At 53.4% G+C, this 19,251-nt stretch carries 24 protein-coding genes; 17 read left to right on the top strand and 7 right to left on the bottom strand.

Features of this window, described 5'->3' with window-relative positions; all coding sequences use genetic code 11:
• Positions 1-338: 338 nt before the first annotated feature.
• Both Pyrde_RS10090 and Pyrde_RS10085 read left to right on the top strand, forming a co-directional pair.
• A complete protein-coding gene (locus Pyrde_RS10090; protein ID WP_055410454.1) occupies positions 339-1,088 on the top strand; it encodes a HesA/MoeB/ThiF family protein in 750 nt (249 codons plus the stop codon).
• Positions 1,089-1,140: 52 nt separating this feature from the next.
• Entirely contained in the window at positions 1,141-2,307 is a 1,167-nt protein-coding gene (locus Pyrde_RS10085) for a tRNA sulfurtransferase (RefSeq protein WP_055410451.1), read from the top strand.
• Here Pyrde_RS10085 and Pyrde_RS10080 read toward each other — a convergent pair.
• Positions 2,276-2,938 (bottom strand): helix-turn-helix domain-containing protein, encoded by a 663-nt coding sequence (locus Pyrde_RS10080; RefSeq protein ID WP_055410449.1) that lies wholly within the window; start codon positions 2,936-2,938, stop codon positions 2,276-2,278. The genes Pyrde_RS10085 and Pyrde_RS10080 overlap by 32 nt on opposite strands.
• A gap of 489 nt (positions 2,939-3,427) precedes the next feature.
• On the opposite strand from Pyrde_RS10080, the gene psmA reads away from it, so the two are divergent.
• The 12 genes from psmA to Pyrde_RS10030 all read left to right on the top strand — a co-directional run bounded on the left by psmA (position 3,428) and on the right by Pyrde_RS10030 (position 11,173).
• Positions 3,428-4,159: an archaeal proteasome endopeptidase complex subunit alpha gene (gene psmA, locus Pyrde_RS10075; protein WP_180385451.1), complete on the top strand. Its 732-nt coding sequence runs from the start codon at positions 3,428-3,430 to the stop codon at positions 4,157-4,159.
• Positions 4,160-4,164: 5 nt separating this feature from the next.
• Positions 4,165-4,878, top strand: coding sequence for a ribosome assembly factor SBDS (locus tag Pyrde_RS10070; protein WP_055410445.1), 714 nt, complete (start codon positions 4,165-4,167; stop codon positions 4,876-4,878).
• 6 nt (positions 4,879-4,884) lie between these two features.
• Positions 4,885-5,607, top strand: coding sequence for an exosome complex RNA-binding protein Rrp4 (gene rrp4 / locus Pyrde_RS10065; protein WP_055410443.1), 723 nt, complete (start codon positions 4,885-4,887; stop codon positions 5,605-5,607).
• 3 nt (positions 5,608-5,610) lie between these two features.
• Positions 5,611-6,378, top strand: a complete 768-nt coding sequence (rrp41, locus tag Pyrde_RS10060; RefSeq protein WP_055410441.1) for an exosome complex exonuclease Rrp41 — start codon at positions 5,611-5,613, stop codon at positions 6,376-6,378.
• Positions 6,378-7,358 carry an exosome complex protein Rrp42 gene (rrp42, locus tag Pyrde_RS10055; RefSeq protein WP_055410440.1) on the top strand — a complete coding sequence of 327 codons (981 nt, stop codon included), beginning with the start codon at positions 6,378-6,380 and terminating at the stop codon, positions 7,356-7,358. The genes rrp41 and rrp42 overlap by 1 nt, the downstream gene beginning before the upstream one ends.
• 74 nt (positions 7,359-7,432) lie before the next feature.
• Entirely contained in the window at positions 7,433-7,699 is a 267-nt protein-coding gene (locus tag Pyrde_RS10050) for a 50S ribosomal protein L37ae (RefSeq protein WP_055410438.1), read from the top strand.
• 245 nt (positions 7,700-7,944) lie between these two features.
• Positions 7,945-8,598 carry a Brix domain-containing protein gene (locus Pyrde_RS10045; RefSeq protein ID WP_055410435.1) on the top strand — a complete coding sequence of 218 codons (654 nt, stop codon included), beginning with the start codon at positions 7,945-7,947 and terminating at the stop codon, positions 8,596-8,598.
• Positions 8,507-8,761 carry a KEOPS complex subunit Pcc1 gene (locus Pyrde_RS10785; RefSeq protein ID WP_143522100.1) on the top strand — a complete coding sequence of 85 codons (255 nt, stop codon included), beginning with the start codon at positions 8,507-8,509 and terminating at the stop codon, positions 8,759-8,761. The genes Pyrde_RS10045 and Pyrde_RS10785 overlap by 92 nt, the downstream gene beginning before the upstream one ends.
• 2 nt (positions 8,762-8,763) lie before the next feature.
• Entirely contained in the window at positions 8,764-9,141 is a 378-nt protein-coding gene (locus tag Pyrde_RS10040; protein ID WP_055410433.1) for a prefoldin subunit beta, read from the top strand.
• Positions 9,142-9,329: 188 nt separating this feature from the next.
• Positions 9,330-9,710 carry a hypothetical protein gene (locus Pyrde_RS10780; protein ID WP_088171828.1) on the top strand — a complete coding sequence of 127 codons (381 nt, stop codon included), beginning with the start codon at positions 9,330-9,332 and terminating at the stop codon, positions 9,708-9,710.
• Positions 9,607-10,653: a DHH family phosphoesterase gene (locus Pyrde_RS10035; protein WP_055410431.1), complete on the top strand. Its 1,047-nt coding sequence runs from the start codon at positions 9,607-9,609 to the stop codon at positions 10,651-10,653. The genes Pyrde_RS10780 and Pyrde_RS10035 overlap by 104 nt, the downstream gene beginning before the upstream one ends.
• Before the next feature lie 97 nt (positions 10,654-10,750).
• Positions 10,751-11,173, top strand: a complete 423-nt coding sequence (locus Pyrde_RS10030) for a hypothetical protein (protein ID WP_055410429.1) — start codon at positions 10,751-10,753, stop codon at positions 11,171-11,173.
• A gap of 2 nt (positions 11,174-11,175) precedes the next feature.
• On the opposite strand, the gene Pyrde_RS10025 is transcribed toward Pyrde_RS10030, so the two are convergent.
• Complete coding sequence (locus Pyrde_RS10025) at positions 11,176-11,349, bottom strand: 50S ribosomal protein L40e (protein WP_055410427.1); 174 nt, start codon at positions 11,347-11,349, stop codon at positions 11,176-11,178.
• A 1-nt stretch (position 11,350) separates the two neighbouring features.
• Positions 11,351-12,493: an MFS transporter gene (locus Pyrde_RS10020; protein WP_055410426.1), complete on the bottom strand. Its 1,143-nt coding sequence runs from the start codon at positions 12,491-12,493 to the stop codon at positions 11,351-11,353.
• Positions 12,494-12,670: 177 nt separating this feature from the next.
• Between Pyrde_RS10020 and Pyrde_RS10015 the strand changes: the two genes are divergently transcribed.
• Positions 12,671-13,852 (top strand): DNA double-strand break repair nuclease NurA, encoded by a 1,182-nt coding sequence (locus Pyrde_RS10015; protein ID WP_231656745.1) that lies wholly within the window; start codon positions 12,671-12,673, stop codon positions 13,850-13,852.
• On the opposite strand, the gene Pyrde_RS10010 is transcribed toward Pyrde_RS10015, so the two are convergent.
• Positions 13,849-15,399, bottom strand: coding sequence for an ATP-binding protein (locus tag Pyrde_RS10010; RefSeq protein ID WP_055410421.1), 1,551 nt, complete (start codon positions 15,397-15,399; stop codon positions 13,849-13,851). The genes Pyrde_RS10015 and Pyrde_RS10010 overlap by 4 nt on opposite strands.
• Before the next feature lie 117 nt (positions 15,400-15,516).
• Here Pyrde_RS10010 and Pyrde_RS10985 point away from each other — a divergent pair, with 117 nt between their 5' ends.
• Positions 15,517-15,651 (top strand): hypothetical protein, encoded by a 135-nt coding sequence (locus Pyrde_RS10985; RefSeq protein WP_257640396.1) that lies wholly within the window; start codon positions 15,517-15,519, stop codon positions 15,649-15,651.
• A gap of 19 nt (positions 15,652-15,670) precedes the next feature.
• On the opposite strand, the gene Pyrde_RS10005 is transcribed toward Pyrde_RS10985, so the two are convergent.
• Positions 15,671-16,867, bottom strand: a complete 1,197-nt coding sequence (locus tag Pyrde_RS10005; protein ID WP_231656845.1) for a class I SAM-dependent rRNA methyltransferase — start codon at positions 16,865-16,867, stop codon at positions 15,671-15,673.
• Between the two features lie 21 nt (positions 16,868-16,888).
• Complete coding sequence (locus Pyrde_RS10000; protein WP_143522101.1) at positions 16,889-17,359, bottom strand: COG2426 family protein; 471 nt, start codon at positions 17,357-17,359, stop codon at positions 16,889-16,891.
• A 192-nt stretch (positions 17,360-17,551) separates the two neighbouring features.
• On the opposite strand from Pyrde_RS10000, the gene Pyrde_RS09995 reads away from it, so the two are divergent.
• The gene (locus Pyrde_RS09995) at positions 17,552-18,490 is read left to right on the top strand and encodes a DNA glycosylase family protein (protein ID WP_231656744.1); all 939 of its coding nucleotides are present in this window, start codon (positions 17,552-17,554) and stop codon (positions 18,488-18,490) included.
• On the opposite strand, the gene Pyrde_RS09990 is transcribed toward Pyrde_RS09995, so the two are convergent.
• The gene (locus Pyrde_RS09990; RefSeq protein ID WP_055410417.1) at positions 18,487-19,155 is read right to left on the bottom strand and encodes a TIGR00266 family protein; all 669 of its coding nucleotides are present in this window, start codon (positions 19,153-19,155) and stop codon (positions 18,487-18,489) included. The two genes, Pyrde_RS09995 and Pyrde_RS09990, sit on opposite strands and share 4 nt — an antisense overlap.
• Positions 19,156-19,251 lie beyond the last annotated feature (96 nt).

Below are 19,251 nucleotides of genomic sequence, written 5' to 3'. Positions count from 1 at the left end.
CACCGAGGGGAGTAAAATAGGGGAGAAGTGGTACTGGCAGAACGGCGGGATGAGGACGCCGTCCCAGACAGAGGTAGTGTCCGACATACAATGAAGATCTCACGACGATCCGACCGCTGCAACAACGGTCAACCTTGTCTTGTAGCTGCTGTGTAAAAGTTCAAAGCAGACGGATAAGAGACGCACTTCTGGGCTCGCAAGCTATACTGGTACACTCTACATAGGAATGGTACCTTTACGCGTATGCGCTAGTCTTGCGTATCCGGGTCATGCTACTACGGATAGAGGTATGTGTCTACGTGGTGTGTCCATGATAAATGTGAAGGAGTTGACAGAGTATGAGCGGCTGCTCGTCCGCGGAGGTCATAGAGCTTACCCCTAGTGAGCTGTTGCGCTACGAGCGTCAGCTCCTCCTCTTCGGGGTTGAGGGGCAGAAGAAGCTGAAGAAAACTAGCGTCATGATTGCAGGAGTAGGTGGGCTCGGCTCATTTGAGGCACTATACCTCACAGCTCTAGGTGTCGGTAAGCTCGTGTTAGTAGATGGCGATACTGTTGAGGACTCCAACCTAAACCGCCAGATTCTCCACTGGACCGACGACATAGGTAAGCCGAAGCCTATCTCTGCTGCTGAAAAACTTCGACGCCTAAACCCCAACGTCGAGATAGTTCCGGTGACTGAAAGGATAACACGAGACAATGTCGATGATCTAGTCAAGCAAGTCGATATAGTGATTGATGGGCTAGACAACTGGGAGGCAAGGTTCATACTGGATGAAGCAGCGTATAGAGCTGGTAAGCCCTACATACATGCAGGAATATACGGGTTTGAGGGCCAGGTAGTGGTGATAGTACCTGGCGAGACACCTTGCCTTCGTTGTCTCCTCCCACCGTCGCTAAAGTCTCCCTCAAAGATACCAGCTGTAGGCCCTATAGTGGCCCTGGTTGGCTCGATCGCTGTCACGGAGCTTATGAAGCTAGTAACGGGTATGGGGGAGGTAAACAAAGGGAAAATGATAGTTGTTGATGCTTATACGATGGATATGATGAAGATCGAGCTTAGGCCACGTAAGGATTGCAAGTGTGGCTGAACAATTTAGGTAAAGAGGGGCGCTGGCTCTGAGGATAGAACCCGGGAGTACTATGGAAAAGGTAGTACTGGCGAGCATTTCGGGAGAAATAGTACTCAAGTCGGATCGTACGAGGCCGCGGTTTGAACGACGGCTTGTAAATAACATTATTGACGCGTTTAGACGTGAGGATGTAGAGTGTAACCGTGTATGGATAGAAGCAGCCAGGTTATACGTATCAAACTGTAAGGACGAGGAGTCGGTAGAGAAGGCTGTTAAGGTGTTATCCCGAGTCTTTGGCATTCATGGAGTTGCTGTAGCTCACCTAGTAGAGTATAGTGACTTAAATGATCTAGCAGAGCGTGTGAAAGAGATTGCGGGGGAGTGGGTTCGCGATAAGAGGTTCGCCGTTAGAGCTAGAAGGAGTGGTGTAGAGCCCTTTACAAGCCTTGACGCGGCGCGTGTTATCGGTGCAGCGCTTTACCCTCTCTCCCAGGGCGTAGACCTGGAGAACCCAGAGGTCGAGGTATTCGTCGAGATAAGGGGTAACAAGGCCTGCATACACCGGGGGATGAGCCGGGGCCCTGATGGTCTACCTATAGGCGTCGAGGGTAGAGCTATAGTACTATTCTCTGGTGGTCTTGACTCGCCAGCAGCAGCCTGGATGGCCGCCAAGAGGGGGATTGAAGTAGACTTAGTACACTATGTGCTTGCGTCGCCGCTCTCGATCATAGATGCTCTCCGTGTAGGTAGGAAGCTAGCTAGATTCTGGCTCTACGGCTATCGTCCAAAGCTCTATGTTTTCGACTTCCGTCCGGTTACAGCTGCGATAGCGGGTATGGTCGAGAACAGCTATGCACAGATAGTCCTGAGACTCGCTATGTATGTTGTAGCCGAGAAGTTCGCCCTAGCCGAGGGCTATGACGCTATATACACGGGCGAAAGTGTAGGCCAGGTATCGAGCCAGACACTAAAGAACCTCTATGCGCTAACTAGAGCACGGCCCCTAAACGTCCCCCTGATAAGACCTCTAGCTGGCTTCGATAAGGAAGAGATAGTATCGCTTACAAGGCGCATAGGAGTATACGAGGAGGCTGCCAAGACTAGAGAGTACTGTCAGCTAGCCCGTGGCTTAGTTGCTACACGTGCTGACCCGGATAAACTACTAAGGGAGTACGAGAAGATAGAAGGTATAGTCGAGCTAGCTTCTACTCGATATATTGAGATTCCTCTCGCCTAGCTTGCTGGTTACACTCGTAGATTCGTGCAAACGGGTCAGATAGTATAGGCTCTGGCCCAATTATCAGAGCTAGGAGGCTTCTCGCGGGCCTAAAGACTATGCCCTCGACAAGCCTCGGTGCACCATAGTCCGACGCGAGTACCGGTACGACCAGTCTGGGTGTGCCGCGGCCAGCGGGGAGATCGTGACAGCCATCCTCAGCCAGACGGCGAGCTAGACGTGCAAGCCTCCTAGCAAGGCCAACTAGCCGCTCAGTAGGTTCTCTACCCGACACCGGTAGAACAACAAACACTATGCCGTCTCGCCTTGCAACCACAAGGAGTCTAAGAGGTCCACGCTCCAGCTCATAGACGGAGGCTACTATACTCCTTCTAGACCGTACCTCGTTTATTACACGACGCAGCTCGGGGCCAATAACATAGCTCTGCTCATCCACGGGTCCACCGGTGTAGCAGACTCTGTCACCCGAGACAATCACAAGCCGTTTCTTCTCGAGTCCTTCTAGTGCTCCACGTACGTCGCTTGGTGTAAGCCTAGCTTCCGCCGCCACTTCGGCTATAGAAACACAGTTTCGCCTCCTCGCTAGCCTCCTAAGTGCCTGGGCAACCCTCCTCTCAATGTTGCTCGGCATTCCACGCCCCTCCCACATGTATGCCTTTCGCTCAGTAATGGGGCCTCCAAGTCATCGCTGCTGCTCTGCACGAAGGACGCGTTCATCACAGCGCTCGTAGACACCCTAGTGCAAGACAAGAGGCCTAATCAAGCGAGGATAAGTACGAGAGGTATAGTTGTTCCGGCGCGCAGAGCCCCTTCATCCACAAGGTGGGCCCCAGGGCTTTCGGGGCTGTCAGGGGCCCGGCGGCACCCGAGAGGTCCAGGTCTAAAACTGTGTAGGTAGAGGGAGGATATCCGGGTTTCGCGGCTTCCTAGGATGGCAGTTATGTTGTTAGAGGCGGGCCTCTGGGGCGAGAAGACTCCGCATAGCCATTCTCTCGCAACCTCGGTTTTCGGACTCGTCTTCACCGGCCCATGTGTATCCTAGTTGTTTGTTGTGCTCGGATAAGGCTTTTTATGCTTGAGTAAGTGTTTATGCTTCACGGCTTGGAGGGTGTGACGCACAGTGTCGTTCCCCGCACCACCAGCGATGATGGGGTATGACCGGTCTACATCGATGTTCTCGCCGGATGGCCGTCTCTTCCAAGTAGAGTATGCCATGGAGGCTGCCAAGCGCGGCTGGACAATGGTTGGTGTCCGTGCTGTAGATGGCGTAGTGATTGTGGCTGAGAAGAGGAAGACAAGCCCTCTGATAGACATAGGTCAGCTAGAGAAGGTTTACATGGTTGACGAACACATAGGTGCAGGCTTCGTCGGCTTCGGCAGTGATGGACGCATACTGATAGATTACGCCAGGCTCTTGGCGGTACAATACCGGTTCGTCTATGGTGAGCAGATACCCGTAGAGTATCTCACTCGCCAGATCTGCGACTTAATGCAGGTGTATACACAGCATGGTGGTGTCCGCCCCTTCGGTGTAACGCTAATGATTGCTGGTGTCGACGATACAGGGCCTAAGCTCTATGTTGCTGAGCCGAGTGGCCAGTACATAAGCTACAAGGCTCATGGCTTGGGTCAGGGCGGTGGCCAAGCCATTGAGGTATTACAGAGAGAGTATCGCGACGACATGACGCTAGATGATGCAATATTGCTTGGCATGAAGGCGGTAGCCTCTGTGATGGAGGGCAGGCCTACTGTTGAAACCTTAGAAGTAGGGGTAGTTGACACAGCAACACAGAGATTCCGGAAACTGTCTAAAGAGGAGCTGCAGAAGTTCCTAGAAAAACTCGGTGTCTAGTAGAGATGCCGCGCAAGAGTAAGGGCGAGCACGAGCCAGTAGTGGCTAGACTCGAGGTCGCTGGTAAGAGATTTGAGGTCCTCGTAAATCCTGATCTTGCTTTTGAATTTAAGCAGGGGAAGGATGTAAACCTGGAAGACCTAGTCATAAGTGACGCTATATACACTGATCTTCGGCGGGGCCTTCGCGCATCCCCTGAGCTTCTCCGTCGTGTATTCGGTACAGATGATGTAGTGAAAATTGCTGCAGAAATAGTTCGTCGTGGCGAGCTGCAACTTACAGCAGAGCAACGCAGGAAGCTTATCGAGGCTAAGCGCCGCCAGCTTATAAACTATATAGCCAAGAACGCTATCGATCCGAAGACTAAGCTTCCCATACCGCCTGCCCGGATAGAAGCGGCTATGGAGCAGGCAGGCGTAGGAGTAGACCCATTTAAGAGCGTTGAAGAGCAAGCCCCACAGATAGTCCGTGCTATAAGCCGCATAATCCCTATAAAGATTGCAAAGGCTCTCCTCCGTATAGTTGTGCCTGCACAGTATTCGGGCCGCGTAGCTGGGGCCCTCTCTAAGCTTGGAGAAGTAAAACATATGGACTGGCGTAGTGATGGCAGCCTCGTGGCCGAGCTAGAGATACCTGCAGGACTCCAACAGGAAGTTATGGATAAGCTCAATAAGCTCACCCGGGGCAATGTTGACGTCAAAGTTGTGAGCGTGGTGTAGACAGGGTTGGCGCGGATATACGTCTCGCCTAGATCCATCGTTTTACCTGGAGATATACTGGCTGAGGGCAACGATATAGTAGTAGATTCGCCTTTCATCGAGCGCAAAGGCAACCAGTACTATGCTACTATAACCGGGCTAGCCAGCATTCAACAACTCGATGACGGCAAGTACAAGATCAGTATAATTCCTCTTGAAGGTGCGTACATACCAAAGCCGGGCGACATAGTAATAGGGCTAGTGAAGGACATTGGTTTAACCCATTGGGAAGTAGACATAGCCTCACCCTACAAGGGGATACTCACCGTACAAGAGGTTCTCGACCGTCCATTTAACCCGGCGGTAGACAGTCTCAAGAAGTACCTAGACGTTGGCGACTACATAGTGGCCAAAGTTGTGGCATTTGACCGGGCACGGGACCCGCTTCTCTCGATAAAGGGTAAGGGACTGGGCAGGATAGTCGAGGGCTCCATTGTGGAGATAAAGCCTAGTCGTGTTCCCCGCGTCATAGGTAAGAAGGGGTCTATGGTAAACATGATTATGCAGGAGACCGGCTGCGAGATAGTTGTTGGTCAGAATGGACGTATACTGGTACGCTGTCCGAATAAGGACCTAGAAGAGGTGGTTATCCTCTCGATAAAGAAGATCGAAGCTGAGGCTCACACGACCGGTCTTACTGAGAGGGTGCGCGAGTTTATACGTAGAGAGAAGACCCGTAGAGGTGTGTAAGCCATGGGTGGTGCGACAGGTGAGAAACCAGCCCTCATACGGTGGGAAGAGCGTGACGGTCAGAAGGTAGCTGTCAGACACGACGGTAGACTAGCAGCGCAGCTGAGGCCTATTAGGATGGAGGTTGGTGTACTCAGCAATGCGGATGGCTCAGCACTAGTAGAGTATGGCGGTACACGTGTTCTCGCTGCAGTTTATGGTCCTCGTGAGGCGCATCCACGCCATATGGCTCTCCCTGACCGTGCTGTTATACGATGCCGATATCATATGGCTCCATTCTCGACGGCTGAGCGTAAAACGCCGGCGCCTACACGTAGAGAGGTGGAGCTATCCAAGGTAATCAGGGAAGCCCTCGAGGCTGTGGTTCTCACAGAGTTATTCCCTCGTACGGCTATTGACGTTTACATGGAAGTCCTACAGTCTGACGGTGGTACAAGAACTGCTGCGATAACAGCTGCAAGTCTGGCCTTGGCTGATGCCGGTATAGCAATGCGGGATCTGGTGGCTGGCGTAGCGGTCGGCAAGGTTGACGGAGTGCTTGTTCTTGACATCGACGAGATAGAGGACAACTATGCAGAGGCGGATATGCCGGTGGCAATGGCGCCTAACTTGGGTAAAGTGCTTCTGCTACAGCTCAATGGTGTATTAACTCATGACGAGTTTGTGCAAGCTATGGAGCTTGCCCGCAAGGGCATCCAGACTATATATAAGCTCCAGAAGGAGGTACTCCGCAAGAAGTATGTAGAGGTAACAGAGGAGGGTGGTGAGTAGTGAGCATAACACCTTCATTCCAGCCTGTTGTGCCGAAACTTAAGCGCTACACTATGGAGACTCTGCTCTCGCGGGGAGTAAGGCTAGACGGGCGTAAGCTAGACGAAGTGAGGAGTATAGAGATAGTGCCGGGCTACATTGAGCGTGCAGAGGGTTCTGCGCTAGTCAAGCTAGGTCAGACAGTCGTACTTGCTGGTATAAAGACTGACATAGTTGCTCCTTTCCCCGATACACCTAATGAGGGGGTCCTTGTCGTACATGCCGAGTTTGTGCCGCTTGCGTCGCCGACGTTTGAGCCAGGCCCACCAGACGAGAATGCTATAGAGTTGGCACGCGTGATAGATAGGAGTCTGCGTGAGATAAAGGCTGTAGCCCTAGACAAGCTTGTCTTAGAACCCGGAAAGCATGTATGGCGCGTATTCGTGGATATATACGTGCTGAACCATGATGGCAACTTGTTCGATGCTTCGATGTTGGCTGCTATGGCTGCTCTCCTCTCTGCTAGACTGCCAACAGCTGTGAAGACTGAGAACGGATACCAGGTAGACCGCAGCAAATACACAATGATACTACCCGTAAATCACCGTGTAGTGACAGTAACTATCGCTAAGGTGGCTGGAAAACTCATAGTTGATCCAACATACGAGGAAGAGCAAGTAGCTGATACGAGGATGGTTGTAGCAGTTAGCGAGGATGGAAGGATTGCAGGCATACAGAAAACTGGTATGGGTGATCTAGATTATCGTGAGGTACTAACGGCTGTAAGCATAGCTCTAAACAAGGCTAGTGTATACCATAGGGTACTTGAGGATATAGTTCTACCCTACCGTGCTAAGTTGGAGGAAGAGATGAAAGCGGAAACACCCGGTGAAGAACAGCAGCCACCGCCACCTCCACCCAAGGAGCATGAAGAGCCGGTCGAGGCAACCGAGGTGGTTGATGAGGCGGTTCAGGAAGCCGACGAATCCGGAAATGAGTAAAGTATTGGATGGTAGTGGACAACACTCCTTATAACCTAGGCCTCTAAGCTCCAAGGGTCGCGGGGGACACAGTAATGGCGAAACGTACGCGCACGGTAGGCATAGCTGGAAGGTTTGGTCCGCGCTACGGCTCTACGCTAAGAAAGCGTTGGAGAGACGTAATGCAGCGTCGGTATGCGGACCATGTATGTCCATTCTGTGGAGTTAAGGGTCATGTCAAGAGAATTAGTGTTGGTCTCTGGACATGCACTAAGTGTGGTGCAGTGTGGGCTGGCGGCGCTTATGTGCCGAGGACCGGGCTAAACAAGAACTTCCCCAAGATAATCATTCGTGAGGATTAATCTCACAAAAACCTCAGGGATTGAGTAATAGTTTTGATAGTACCTAGCAGCAAGGCAACCAAAGTCTTATACTGTTTGAGGAGGTCTGTTTTGTCTACAAAGCATGCCTATTTTCCAGGATTGCTTAGGTGTAGACTATAACTTCCTGTAATCCCAATCAGCATTAATAATAATCTAGACTAGAATAGTCCTTTCCGTGGAGAATGTATTCAGAGCTTAGGAGTGCTTTGTAGCGTGATAGAGCCTTGAAGAAGGTCCGTATAATAGTTACGACGTCGCATCGGCCTACGCAGCGTGTGAGAAGCTTTGTCAAAGACCTGGTCTCGGTTCTCCCGGAGGCTGAAAGACTTACACGCGGCAAAGCAACATTCCGCGACTTATACTATGAAGCAGTTGCACGTGGTGCCCAACGTGTGATAATAGTATCAGTCTGGAAGGGTAATCCGGGTACACTAAGCGTATATGAGCCGCTTGAGCCTCCAGAGATGGAGCTTCGACTAATGACTCGTATGATTCTTGAAGGTGTGAGACTTTCCCGGGAGACGCCTGGAGCGCAGAGAGCATACGGCGCTAGGAGCCTCGGCATATACGTCTCACCGGCTGCCGGCGAGGATTTGCACCGTCTAGCAGACGTACTGGCTAGATCCATGCTGGCAGGCATAGCTGTAGACTACGAGGAGGCCCTTAGCCGGTTTGATGTAGTCGCTGTAGTCAATAGGGGTAGGAGCTCTCTAGCCGAGATAGAGTTCCGCTGCAGCACTGGTAGAGTATGTGGCCCGCTCCTGCGGCTAGCGAGCGTGGTAGACTATGACACGGGTCTCAGGCTGTATAGAGCTAAAGGGCCTCTCCGAGAAGCTAGTCCAAGCCCTAGTAAAGGCTCTGGAGACAGAGGCACGTAACCCTCCAGACCCCCGTAGGGGCCGGGTAGAGGTAAGCAGCAGGGATGGCGTTTTGAGAATATGTATTGAGGCGCGCGACCCTTCCGCAGCTAGGACCTTGATAAACGCTTATCTTAGCCTAGCAGCAGCGACACTCGAAGCGGTTGCGGCTACAGGTGGATAGTTGTGGCGCAGCGTATACCGCCAGAGCTAGAGAACAAACTTGCACGCTTCCAAAGCCTACAGGCGCAGTATGCACGCATCGCTCAAGAGAGAGTTGCTGTTGAGAGCGAAGTAGCGGAGACGCAGAAGGTGCTCAAGCTCCTAGAGGAGGCAGGCGAGGACGCACCTGTCTACCGTATGGAGGCGAATATACTGGTACGCGTCGACCGGAACAAAGTGATTCAAGAGCTGAAGGATAGGCTAGAAATACTCGAGCTAAGACTTCAGAAGCTCAAGAAGCAGGAGGATGAGATAAAGAAGCAGCTCGACAAGCTTGCTCAGGAGATAAAGCAGCTACAGACAAGGCTCACGTTAGGCAAACAGGGAGGCGCAGGAGGCTAGCCAGCTCCGCAGTAGTGTCTCGGGTTTTTAGCTCTCATTTCGCCACGCGTCTACGGTATTCTTGGCCCGCTGCTTCTCCTATGCTGGGGGCTTGTGGTCGAGAAGCTCTCTAAGAGGAGGCTCGGCTAACTAAAACCCAGTGTAGTGGGAGTCAACAGTGTCTGTTTGAAGGAGGGCTGTGACAGGAAATGCCGCGCATAGTAAGCGTGGGACTCGAAGAGAAGCCCTTGACGCCCGAGGAGCTGGAGAAACTACTTGCCGGTGTCGAGAGGATAGTCTCGAAGCATCTAGAACGAGTGCTACGCCGGCGACTAGAAGAACTAGATCTCATAGTAGAGGGTGAACTTAGTCCGGACGGTAAAAGTCTACGCATAAACATAGATGTTAGGGTTACGGGTAGGCTGATAGCCCCCTTATCATACGATGAGGTAGTGGCTGAGGCTATTGACGAGGCAGCAAGGTGGCTTGAAGAACAGCTACGTGCCAGAATGGCTCAGGAAAAAGACGGAGGAGATGCTAAATCTAGCAGAAGAAGCGGGTACGCCGATAGTAGTCATGGGGCATCGTAACGCAGACCCTGACGCACTAGCAGCAGCATATGTTGTAAAGGAGATACTACGTAGCAGCGGCTACGATGCTAGGTTGGTCTTTCCCGAGGGGCTTAGCCAGGCTAGTAAAAGGCTAGTACGAGACATAATGGGAAAGGAGCCAGGCGACGTGGAGGACGAACCCCCCGAAGAATCGGCCATGGCTGTTGTTGTTGATACAGCGTCACCCGAGCAGTTAGGGGAACTAGCCAATTTCGCGCTCAACGTGCTCCTTGTCGTAATAGATCATCACTCCTCTAACAAGCTGGTGGAACGTGCAAAAGTAGCTATATATGATCCGCATGCCCGTGCAGTTTCCGAGCTAGTATACCTCATGGCTACGCATGTACTGGGATTGCGTCTCGAAAAGCCAGTGTTAGAACTACTTCTCGCAGGCATAGTATATGATACTAGACATTTCATACTCTCAAATGCAAGGACGCTCCGGATAGCAGCTGAGCTTCTCGAGCAGGGTGCGAGCCTCGAGCGCGTACTAAAGGCATTACAATCGCCGCCCATGGAGCCCCCTGAGCGGATAGCTCGGATAAAAGGCGCGAAGAGGATGCATAGTATACGGGCAGGCGACTACATCATAGCATTCACCCATGTGGGGGCCTACGAGTCCAGCGTAGCGCGCGCAATACTCGACCTTGGCGCCGACCTCGTGATAGTAGTCTCTGAGCGTGGCTCAGAGACGAGAGTGGTTGGCCGGGCACGGAAGAGTATTGTAGAGAAGCTTGGCTTGCATTTAGGTCGTGACATCATGGAGCAGCTCAGCCGCAGTCTCGGCGGTGGAGGAGGAGGTCACGCACAAGCTGCAGGAGCCTCTGTAAGGGCTAGCTTAGAGAGGGTCTTTAGCGAGGTGGTGCGTATCGTAGAGAACTTTCTCCGGAGCCGTGGGCTGCAACCCCAGCCAATAACGTGAGTAAATCTCTCCGGGCTATGCTCAATACCCCGACCGGGCCTAACCAGGAGGAGGGGGTTCCATTCCAGCACGGCTGGTTACTTCGGGTGTCCATGTAATGGTGTCAGATATATCTGACGTAGAAGTCTATGTTCGAGCTCTCGGCTTGCCATACCGCCGAGTTCATGGCAACATAGTTGTAGAGTATAAGGATAGACGGGGAGAATCGATAGGGCTTGCCATAATCTATGACCGTGATACGGGGATGCTACGCGTGACAGCGCCACTCGACGTAGAGCCGACGCGGGAGGGTCTAAGAATACTACTAGAGGAGAACTTTACCAGCACGACCTACAAGTATGCCCTGGACTACGAGGGCTTCATAACAGTGGTCTACGACCTGCCAGGCGAATACGTGGATAATGCGCGCAAGCTCAAGGAGGCTATACTATACGTGATAGATGGTGTCCGAAGGATCCTTGAGCGTACAAGGATGGAGGAGGGAGCTGAGACAGAAACAAGGGAGGAGGGAAGAGACTGAGTTTAGCCCTTCTTCATGCCTGCTAGTACGCGCTTTGGTCTAAGGTTCTTGCTCTTGCAGCGCCGGCACTTCTTGGCGCCAGGTGGGTTTAGCGCACCGCACTTCCTGCAAACCATCTTGTTAAGTACACGTTGATAGATTATCTTCATGACTTCCGGATCGCGTGGGCCAGCCATGCTAGCGTCCCCCAAGCTTGCGCGTACGCCCCCCGCTAATAAGATAAACTCTTCCGTGAGGTTGCCAGCGGCTAGCAGTCCTAGACAGTATTATGGATAAAACTAGGGCTAGTTGGAACGATGCCACTGCTAGTAGCGTATAGCCGCTCTCCCCTAGCTCTATGCGTGCTGCTGCGAGTAGCACTAGACCTGTTATACTATAGCTTGAAGACACTACAGCTGAGCCCATAGCATCGCCGAGGAGTCTTGCAGCGAGCTTGTAGAGGCTCGTGTCGACAAACGGATATATGGGCACTAGCCAGACAAGCACGAATGCTAGCCCATGGAGTGACGAGAGTAATGCTATGTACACCGTATACGCTGCCAGGCCAGCGGCGAGCACAAAGTTCTCACCGACACGGTCTATTATCGAGCCGGCTGCAGGCCTAACAGCTGCGGCAACGAGCCCAGTGGCAGCGTTGGCGGCGGCGTAGCCGGCGCTGCTGCCCGTCTCAACACTGAGTTTGGCCATGTATAGTGAGCCTATGATCTCGGTTCCTGTGAACACGAGGCTAGATAACAAGGCTATAGCGGCTATGAAGCGTGTACGCTTCCAGTTGGTCCTCTCCTTGCCTGGCTTTAGGTTGTCAGACAATAGTATGAGGGCGAGATACATAGTCATAGTGATAATTCCTGATATAATCATCACGTGGCTGGCTCCAATGATATCGGAGAGTAGAGGTGCTAGTGCACCGCCGATACTCCATCCGAGTGTACTGCCGGCGAGTACAAGGCCTAATACTGTGCCGCTGCCGCCGGCGAGCGTCATAGTGTAACCGAGTATCTGCGGCCCTGATGTCGACCAGAAGAGGCTCGCGAGCAGAGCGCTTAGCCATAACATTAGGGGCTGGTCGATGAACACGCCTACCATGGCTAGGAAGAGGCCTTCAAGGATGCCTAGTGCCAGTGCAGCGTGGTAACCCCTCTTTTCGGCAAGTAATGCGCCAAACATGCCGACAGCAGTGGGTAATGTCTCGGCGGCAGCAAGCATGACTAAGAACTCAGGGTTGTCATTGTAGAGCTTCCTAGTTAGTGCATAGTATGCGCTCCAGCTCGATACGTGTAGCGCTTGTAGCGCTGCCAGTAGTAGGGCACGGCGATCCATAGACCCCACACTCTCAGCGCTACCTCGTAAGACGTGCTGGTCATCAGCGAGGCGCCGCCTTCATGGCCTCGGCGGGTATTCAAGGTACTACCTGGTTCTAGTACCTAGTGTAGGAGCCGTGTGGGAGCAATGGCATGGGCCATGGGAGAGCCGGGACCCAGCTCTGGGCCACCCGGCATGCCTGGCTTCTACGAGGAGGAGGAAGAAATCGAGCTGACACCAGCAGTCCAGAGTCTACTAGAGACTAGCCGGCAACTCGCAGAGCAGATAGCTAACAAGATACTAAGCTTCCGCGAAGAGTACGACGGGAGTAGAGAAATACGAGGAATCCTGGAAAGCCTTCCCCGCGGCAGGCTAGGCAGCGAGAACCCTCTGCCAGGTGTAGCTATAGACTCGACTTTCCCCATAGACGGGGGCATGGATCTAGTCGGTGGCCACCTGGTAGCAGTAGTAGCCGGCTATGTTGGGTTCGGTGGTCTCAGAGCTAGGGGTGTGAGGCCCTACGACGTCTACGCACGTGCACGTTTTGTCGACACCGAGGATGCACATAGAATCCTACCACTCTACGCGAAGCTCGTGGAGAAGGCTGTAGCACACCGCGTACTAGGCTACGTAGAACAGGGACTGATGGACGCTCGTATAATCCTCTTCGACGGTGAGCTGATACCATACCAGCTCCTATTCAAGAGCCAGAAAGCTGTCTCCAAGAGCCGCATACTAGCAAAGCTCGACGACTCAGTAGCACAACTGCTTGAGAGAGCACAGCGCCTGGGGATAACGCTTGTAGGTGTGGTTAAGAGGAGCTACTCTCGCCTCCTAGGTGCTAGGCTCGGTCGTCGACTAAGCCTCAACGACAAGGCTATCATGAGCCTACTGCTAGGCAATGGCGAGTACCTCGTACTCGGCTCCTTCGGAGAACTACTCCCACGCTATGCCGAGATAATAGCTGCGGAGAAAGGTGTCGAGCCTAGGAAGTACCAGGGCATAGTCGAGGAAAGGCTAGCCGCTAGACGAGAATATAGCAGAGTGATCGTGGCTTTCTATAAGCCCTCTGTGAGCCATCCGAACCATCAAGCTGTACGCGTAGAGGTACTAGACTATGGCGGCCTGGGCCTAGAGAAGACGCTCTCAATGCTGAACAAGCTTACCAACCCTGCTACGGGACTCCCCTACCCGATAGACGTCGTAGACGAGTATACCAGGCTCGAGTCCCGCATGCTAGAACTGTTGAGGAGAAAGATAGTAGGCCATCTAGCGTCTATGCTGGAGGCTGTAGGTGGCTCCGGGGCACTAGTACTGCTAGGCCATACTAACCCCGAGAAACGCTACATATACGAGCCTCGGCGCACTCAGCGCTAGCCCTCCTCGACGCTATCAACGTGTATGAGCAGCGGTCTACGCAGCGGATTCATTAGCCCAGCCACGTAGAACTCGCGGCGTCCCAGCATAGCCAGGCTAGCCTCGGTCACCCGGCCTAGGTCGAGGTAGCCAGCCAACTCCTGTAGATCTCCGGTAGCTTGGAGTTTCGAGAAGAACACAGTGCCGAGGTTGCTCCTCACACCAGGTCTTATGTCGCGTGCTACACGCTGGCTAGCTACTATGATGAAGTACTTCCACTTCCTCCCCTCCCGGGCTATGGTCTCAAGAGCTCTGCCGGCCTCGCCGCAGTACTCGCAAGCATAGTTCTGGGCCTCGTCTACTACTAAGCCTAGGCCTATGGGCTCCCTTCTCTCGGCTATGAGCTCCCATGCAGCGGAAGCTATGGATGCTAATATACCCCGCTTAACCTCTATGTCTTGCTCGTCGCTCATATCGATCACAACGAGCCTCTCACGGAGGGCAGTATTCACGACCTCCAATGGCTCTATCTTTCGTGCCTTTAAGCTCTCAAACACGTGTTCGGGTACTGAAAGACGGGTTAGGAGTCTAAGTTTGATTATGCTAGTCGAGCGTAAATTGAGCCGCAGCGCGACAGTCTTGAGGAGTTCGAGGAACTCGTCTCTTGCTCCTGGCTCCTCGCTACTTCTGGCGAAACGGCTGAGACCTTGCTGCTTAGACTTCTGGCCGGTTATCTCGCGACATTCCTCACTATTGTAGCGTTCACCGCCTCCATTACTCTTATATACGTTCATTGTATAACACATTGCTGCTATCTCTATAGCATCGCGTTGCTGGCCCTGGACGCCGGTAAGCCGGGAGAGAATGGAGGCGAATATTTGTGGCTCGATCCGTATCTCGGAAGCCTTGATAACGGTGCCGCCGAGTCTTGTGGCGAATGGTGTATAGTCTACACCGCTATGGTCGAATACTATTAGGTTATAGCCTTTCCTCGTTAGCTCGTTCATCATACGTAGTATGAGTCTGCTCTTGCCTGTCCCGGTGGCGCCGAAGACGCCCACATGGTAGTTGAGCCACTCGGTGTCCAGTGGTAGGCGCCACTTGCTATACTTGTGCACACCTATGCTAATCGGCTTTGAGACAGTTAGATACTTTGTAATGGGCTCGGCGTCTATTAGCTTGAAGACCTTGCTGCCGGGTGTTGGCGCGTAGACGTTGTTAACAAGCCCTTTTCTCCCGTCGCATACTGGGCCTTCATCGCATATGCCTGCGTATATCTCCACGTAGGCGTTAGAGAAGGGCATGACTACCTCGGTATCAAGTGCGTCGGGGTGCTCCACGTATATGTTATGTATACTTCTGCGGAGGAAGGGCTCGTACCTGGTAATCCAGCGCACGACTCCGAGCATGTAATAGTTCTCTAGACGGGGGTCTACTAGTAAGACTAGGTCCTCTTCGAGGACGCGTAGCTCTCGGTCTCTCCGGAGCGCTATTGGTGCCATCGAGGTGCTTGCGCCGCTGAGCACTATGCCGACTTCCTCTGCTATCCTTGGGAGAGCTATGGGCAAGTCTACCCGTACCCGGTGGCTAGTAGCTCCTGGGAATACTAGAAGTAGGCTCTCGTCGAGCTGTATGGCAATATATTTAACCCTCCAACTATGGTGGGAGAAGTGTGGGAGTAGAGTTTGCTCGTAGCACTAGCGGCTACGGGTGCGCTCGTACTCCTAGCGGCAGTGATAATCCTGGATAAGGTAGATGGGGGAGATACTGCTTATACCGTGCCCGACGCGTGTATCCTATGCCTAGAGGAGCTCGTATGAGGCTAAACACCGGGCTGCCCTAGTCTAGGACAATGAATATCGACTTAAGGTACTCGAGGTGGGGTGAGGAAGGCCTAACAGGATGATCTGGGGGCATGCCCCGGACACTGCCTAGGGGCCGGTAGCTCCTACCGCTCCAGGCTAATGCTCTAGCCACAACCCTCATGAAGTCTTCTCGGTTGAGGTGTGTGCTACAGCTACTGAGGGCTAGAAGGGAGTCGTTAGAGCCTATCCTGGCTGAGAGAGCATAGAGCCTCGTGTATGCTTGTACTCCTTTCCGGTACGCGCCTGGATGTGGTATGAACGCAGGTGGGTCAACCGATATAGCGTTGTAGCTCTCCCCCTTGTTAGTGGCGCTGGCTAGGAAGCTCCAGACGTTAGACTGGACTATCTCTGCTCGGTCGGCTACCCGGTTGAGTTCGAGATTGGAGCGTAGCAGTTTGACAGCTTTCTCGTCCTCTTCGACGAACACAGCTCTCTCTGCTCCGTTTAGCAGGGCTTGTATGCCGAAGCCGCCAGTGTAGCTGAAGAGGTCTAGTACGGTGCCCTCTGCGAGTCTCCCAAAGTCTAGCCTGTTGAGCCTCTGGTCGAGGAAGAAACCAGTCTTCTGTCCGATACGTGCATCCACTATGAACCTTGCCTCTCCCTCGCGTATGATTGTCCTAGTCTTGTTGCCGATGCGTAGACCCTCGCGGGGAGGCAAGCCGATATCGCGGCGTGTTCTTTGCAGACTTTTCTCGTATACATGGCGTACTCCAGTTATTTCGGCTAGTGCTCTAGCCACAGTCTCTCCGTGCACATCCCACACGATGCTGCTCGACTGGTATACGGCCAGGTCGGCATACACGTCAACTATGAGGCCCGGCATCATGTCGCCATCGCTGTGCACTAGCCGGTAGCCGGCCTCCGGATCCCCGGCATAGCCTATCCTCTGCCGCACCTTGTACGCGGCCTCAATGAGCGCGTACACAGCCTCCTCAGCGCTGCTAAAGCTGCAGCTCCCGAGTTCCACTAGTCTCAGAGCAACCGGGCCGACGGTGTCGTAGAGACCGCAGCCAAGAAGCTCTCCCCGCCTGTCTTCAATCACTACTAGGCTGCCGGGCGGCAGTCCCCGAGGTGCATCAACCCACTTGCGGTAGACCATCAACGCCCCTTCTTTCTTTACCGCTGCAGCTCCTTCTCCGGCGACCCGAACACTCGGCAGTGGCTCACCCACCAAGACTCGGCACCTTCTCCCCTATCCTTGGGCCAACTGAACTCCAAGTGTTAACAGCGATACTATGGCTAGAGACGCCAGTCCGCCCATGGCCAGCGCTATGGCAGCCTTCCTAGCGTCTATCCCTAGGAGGAGTGAGACAACAGCCCCAGTATAGATGCCAGTAACCGGGAGAGGAACAGCAACGAAGAGTGCTAGGCCTAGAAGCCCATACCTCGACGTAAGCCGGTGGGCCTTCTGACGCGCTGCCTCAATCCGGGTGACGAGCTTTCCCAGCACTGGGAGACGCTCCGAATAAGCTAGCAGTAAGTGCCAGGCTTGCTGCGCTACGATAGGAAGTAGGACTGAAAGTAGGAGGACCTCTAGCGAGGCCAGCAAGAGTGCTGGGAGTATACCCAGCCTCATGGCTAGTACTGGGAGCGCGTATCTCGGCTCAAAGCCCGGCATGAGGCCCATCAGAAGTGCTACAACCACTGTATGGTCTAGAGTCACAATCCTCCCTCAGCATATCCTTACTTAGGCCCGTTGTCCCGCGTTTAGCTTTGCCAGGGCTTCAACGGCTTTATATCTAGACCATACCCGGTATGCTCTGGAACGACTGCCGACTTTTGGCAGTGCATTCATCTCGCTTGGATGGCAGCATAGTTGTTCAACACTTTTACAGATGGAGGGTGCTGGGGAAAGGTGCAGGACGATATTGTGAAGCTCGAGAAGGCTTACGAGACTGAGCTACGTCATCCTCCGGGCTATAGCCTAACAGACACTGGGCGCTTGTACAGTTTCGGCTGGATGTATGATGGCTCGCTAGTGAAGATAGAGCTGTGCAGCGGGTCTGTAGCAGTTCTCCGCGAGACGAACAATACTATAATCGTGGAAGTGTTTGCCGAGAAAGGGCAGCGTTGCTGGGAGGATATGATAGGCAAGATACAGTGGATGATGGGGCTCAACGAGGACATAGACGATTATCGTAAGCGGGCTCGCGATGATCCTCTAGTAGGTGGCGTGGTCGAGACGCTGCCTGGGCTGAGGCTGCGCAGCTGTAGTATCTGGTACGCCGTGCTCGTGGCGGTGTGCCAGCAAAATGCTAGCTTTCGGCAAGGCTGGGGTATGCTATACAAGTTACACCTACTAGCATCACGGCGGCTGAGAACACCCTACGGTCTATACCTCGAGACCCCTCGACCGGATAAGTTGAGCTACCATGTCCTCCGCGAGGCTAGACTAGGCTACCGCGCACGCACTGTGATGGAGCTAGCTAGGCGGAGAGTGGAGGAGCTGGACTGTAGCAGTGTAGACGTCATACGCGAGGTGCATGGTATAGGCGCGTACTCGCATGCGTTGACGAAGCTTCTAGCATGCCGGGACTACTCTAGCCTGCCTCTTGATCGATGGTTGAAGAGGCTTGCAGCCGAGGCGTATCGGGTTCCAGAACCTAGTGCCAGCTCCGAGCTAGCCCGCCGCTTCGGCAAATGGAAGGGCCTAGCAGCACTCCATACAACGGTAGGCTTCGATGCGGAACCGTTACGTAGGGCGCTCGAAAGGCTCAGGCGTGGCGAAAACAAGCCGGGGAAGACGGAGCCGTCGCCGTTATCTCTCTGGAGGTACACGCCGCCGGAGCCCTAGCCTCGCTTAGGTAAGAACTTTGCAAGAAGTCTCGCTAGGGGAGGCAGTGTCCGTGTTTGGAGATAGAGTACTGTAGGACCCTCGACCTCTATAACCAGTCCTTCACCGCCAAACACTAGAGTCTTCAATCCACCTATCTTTCTTACATTATACCTAGTAAAGGCTGGCATAGCTACGAAGTGAAAATTGTCTACTATTACCTTCTCTCCAGGTGGAACTTCGACACGCTCGATGCCTCCATAGCTGTTAATCCATACTATGCCCCGGCCGCTAGCTTTCAGCCAGAATAGCTCGCCCTCCGCTATAAAGCCTCGAATACCACGGAACCCCGCCGAGACCTCCACGTCGCCATAATGGGCTAGGTAACTCGTATCCTGTATAAGCCACTCGTCATCTCTCAGTTCGATAGCCTCTATATCGCCGGGCGTTTCTGGGACGAGCCATATCTCTGCAGGGCTATGCGCGCGAAATATGTTGAAGAAGAAGCTCTCGCCACCAGCTAGTTTACGGAGTATAGCGCGACCTATACCACCGCTCGTAGTCTTAACCTCAACGTCACCCTTCATCAGCATCATTGCGCCGGGCTCGCTCCATAGCTCCTCACCGGGTTCGAGATGTACACGGAGAACCGTGTAAGCGGGGCCCAGAGTCTTATCCCATCTCAAGACAGTCGCACCACCTTGCGTAGAGGATGGGGTTTCGCTGAATAGTTATAGTCGTAATACAAGTATTTAGCTCTGGTCTGGACCATTATATAGCTC

This window comes from Pyrodictium delaneyi (assembly GCF_001412615.1).
Classification (GTDB): Archaea; Thermoproteota; Thermoprotei_A; order Sulfolobales; family Pyrodictiaceae; genus Pyrodictium; species Pyrodictium delaneyi.
The sequence above is the reverse complement of the archived record's forward strand: the minus strand, read 5'-3'. Positions and strand labels throughout refer to the sequence as shown.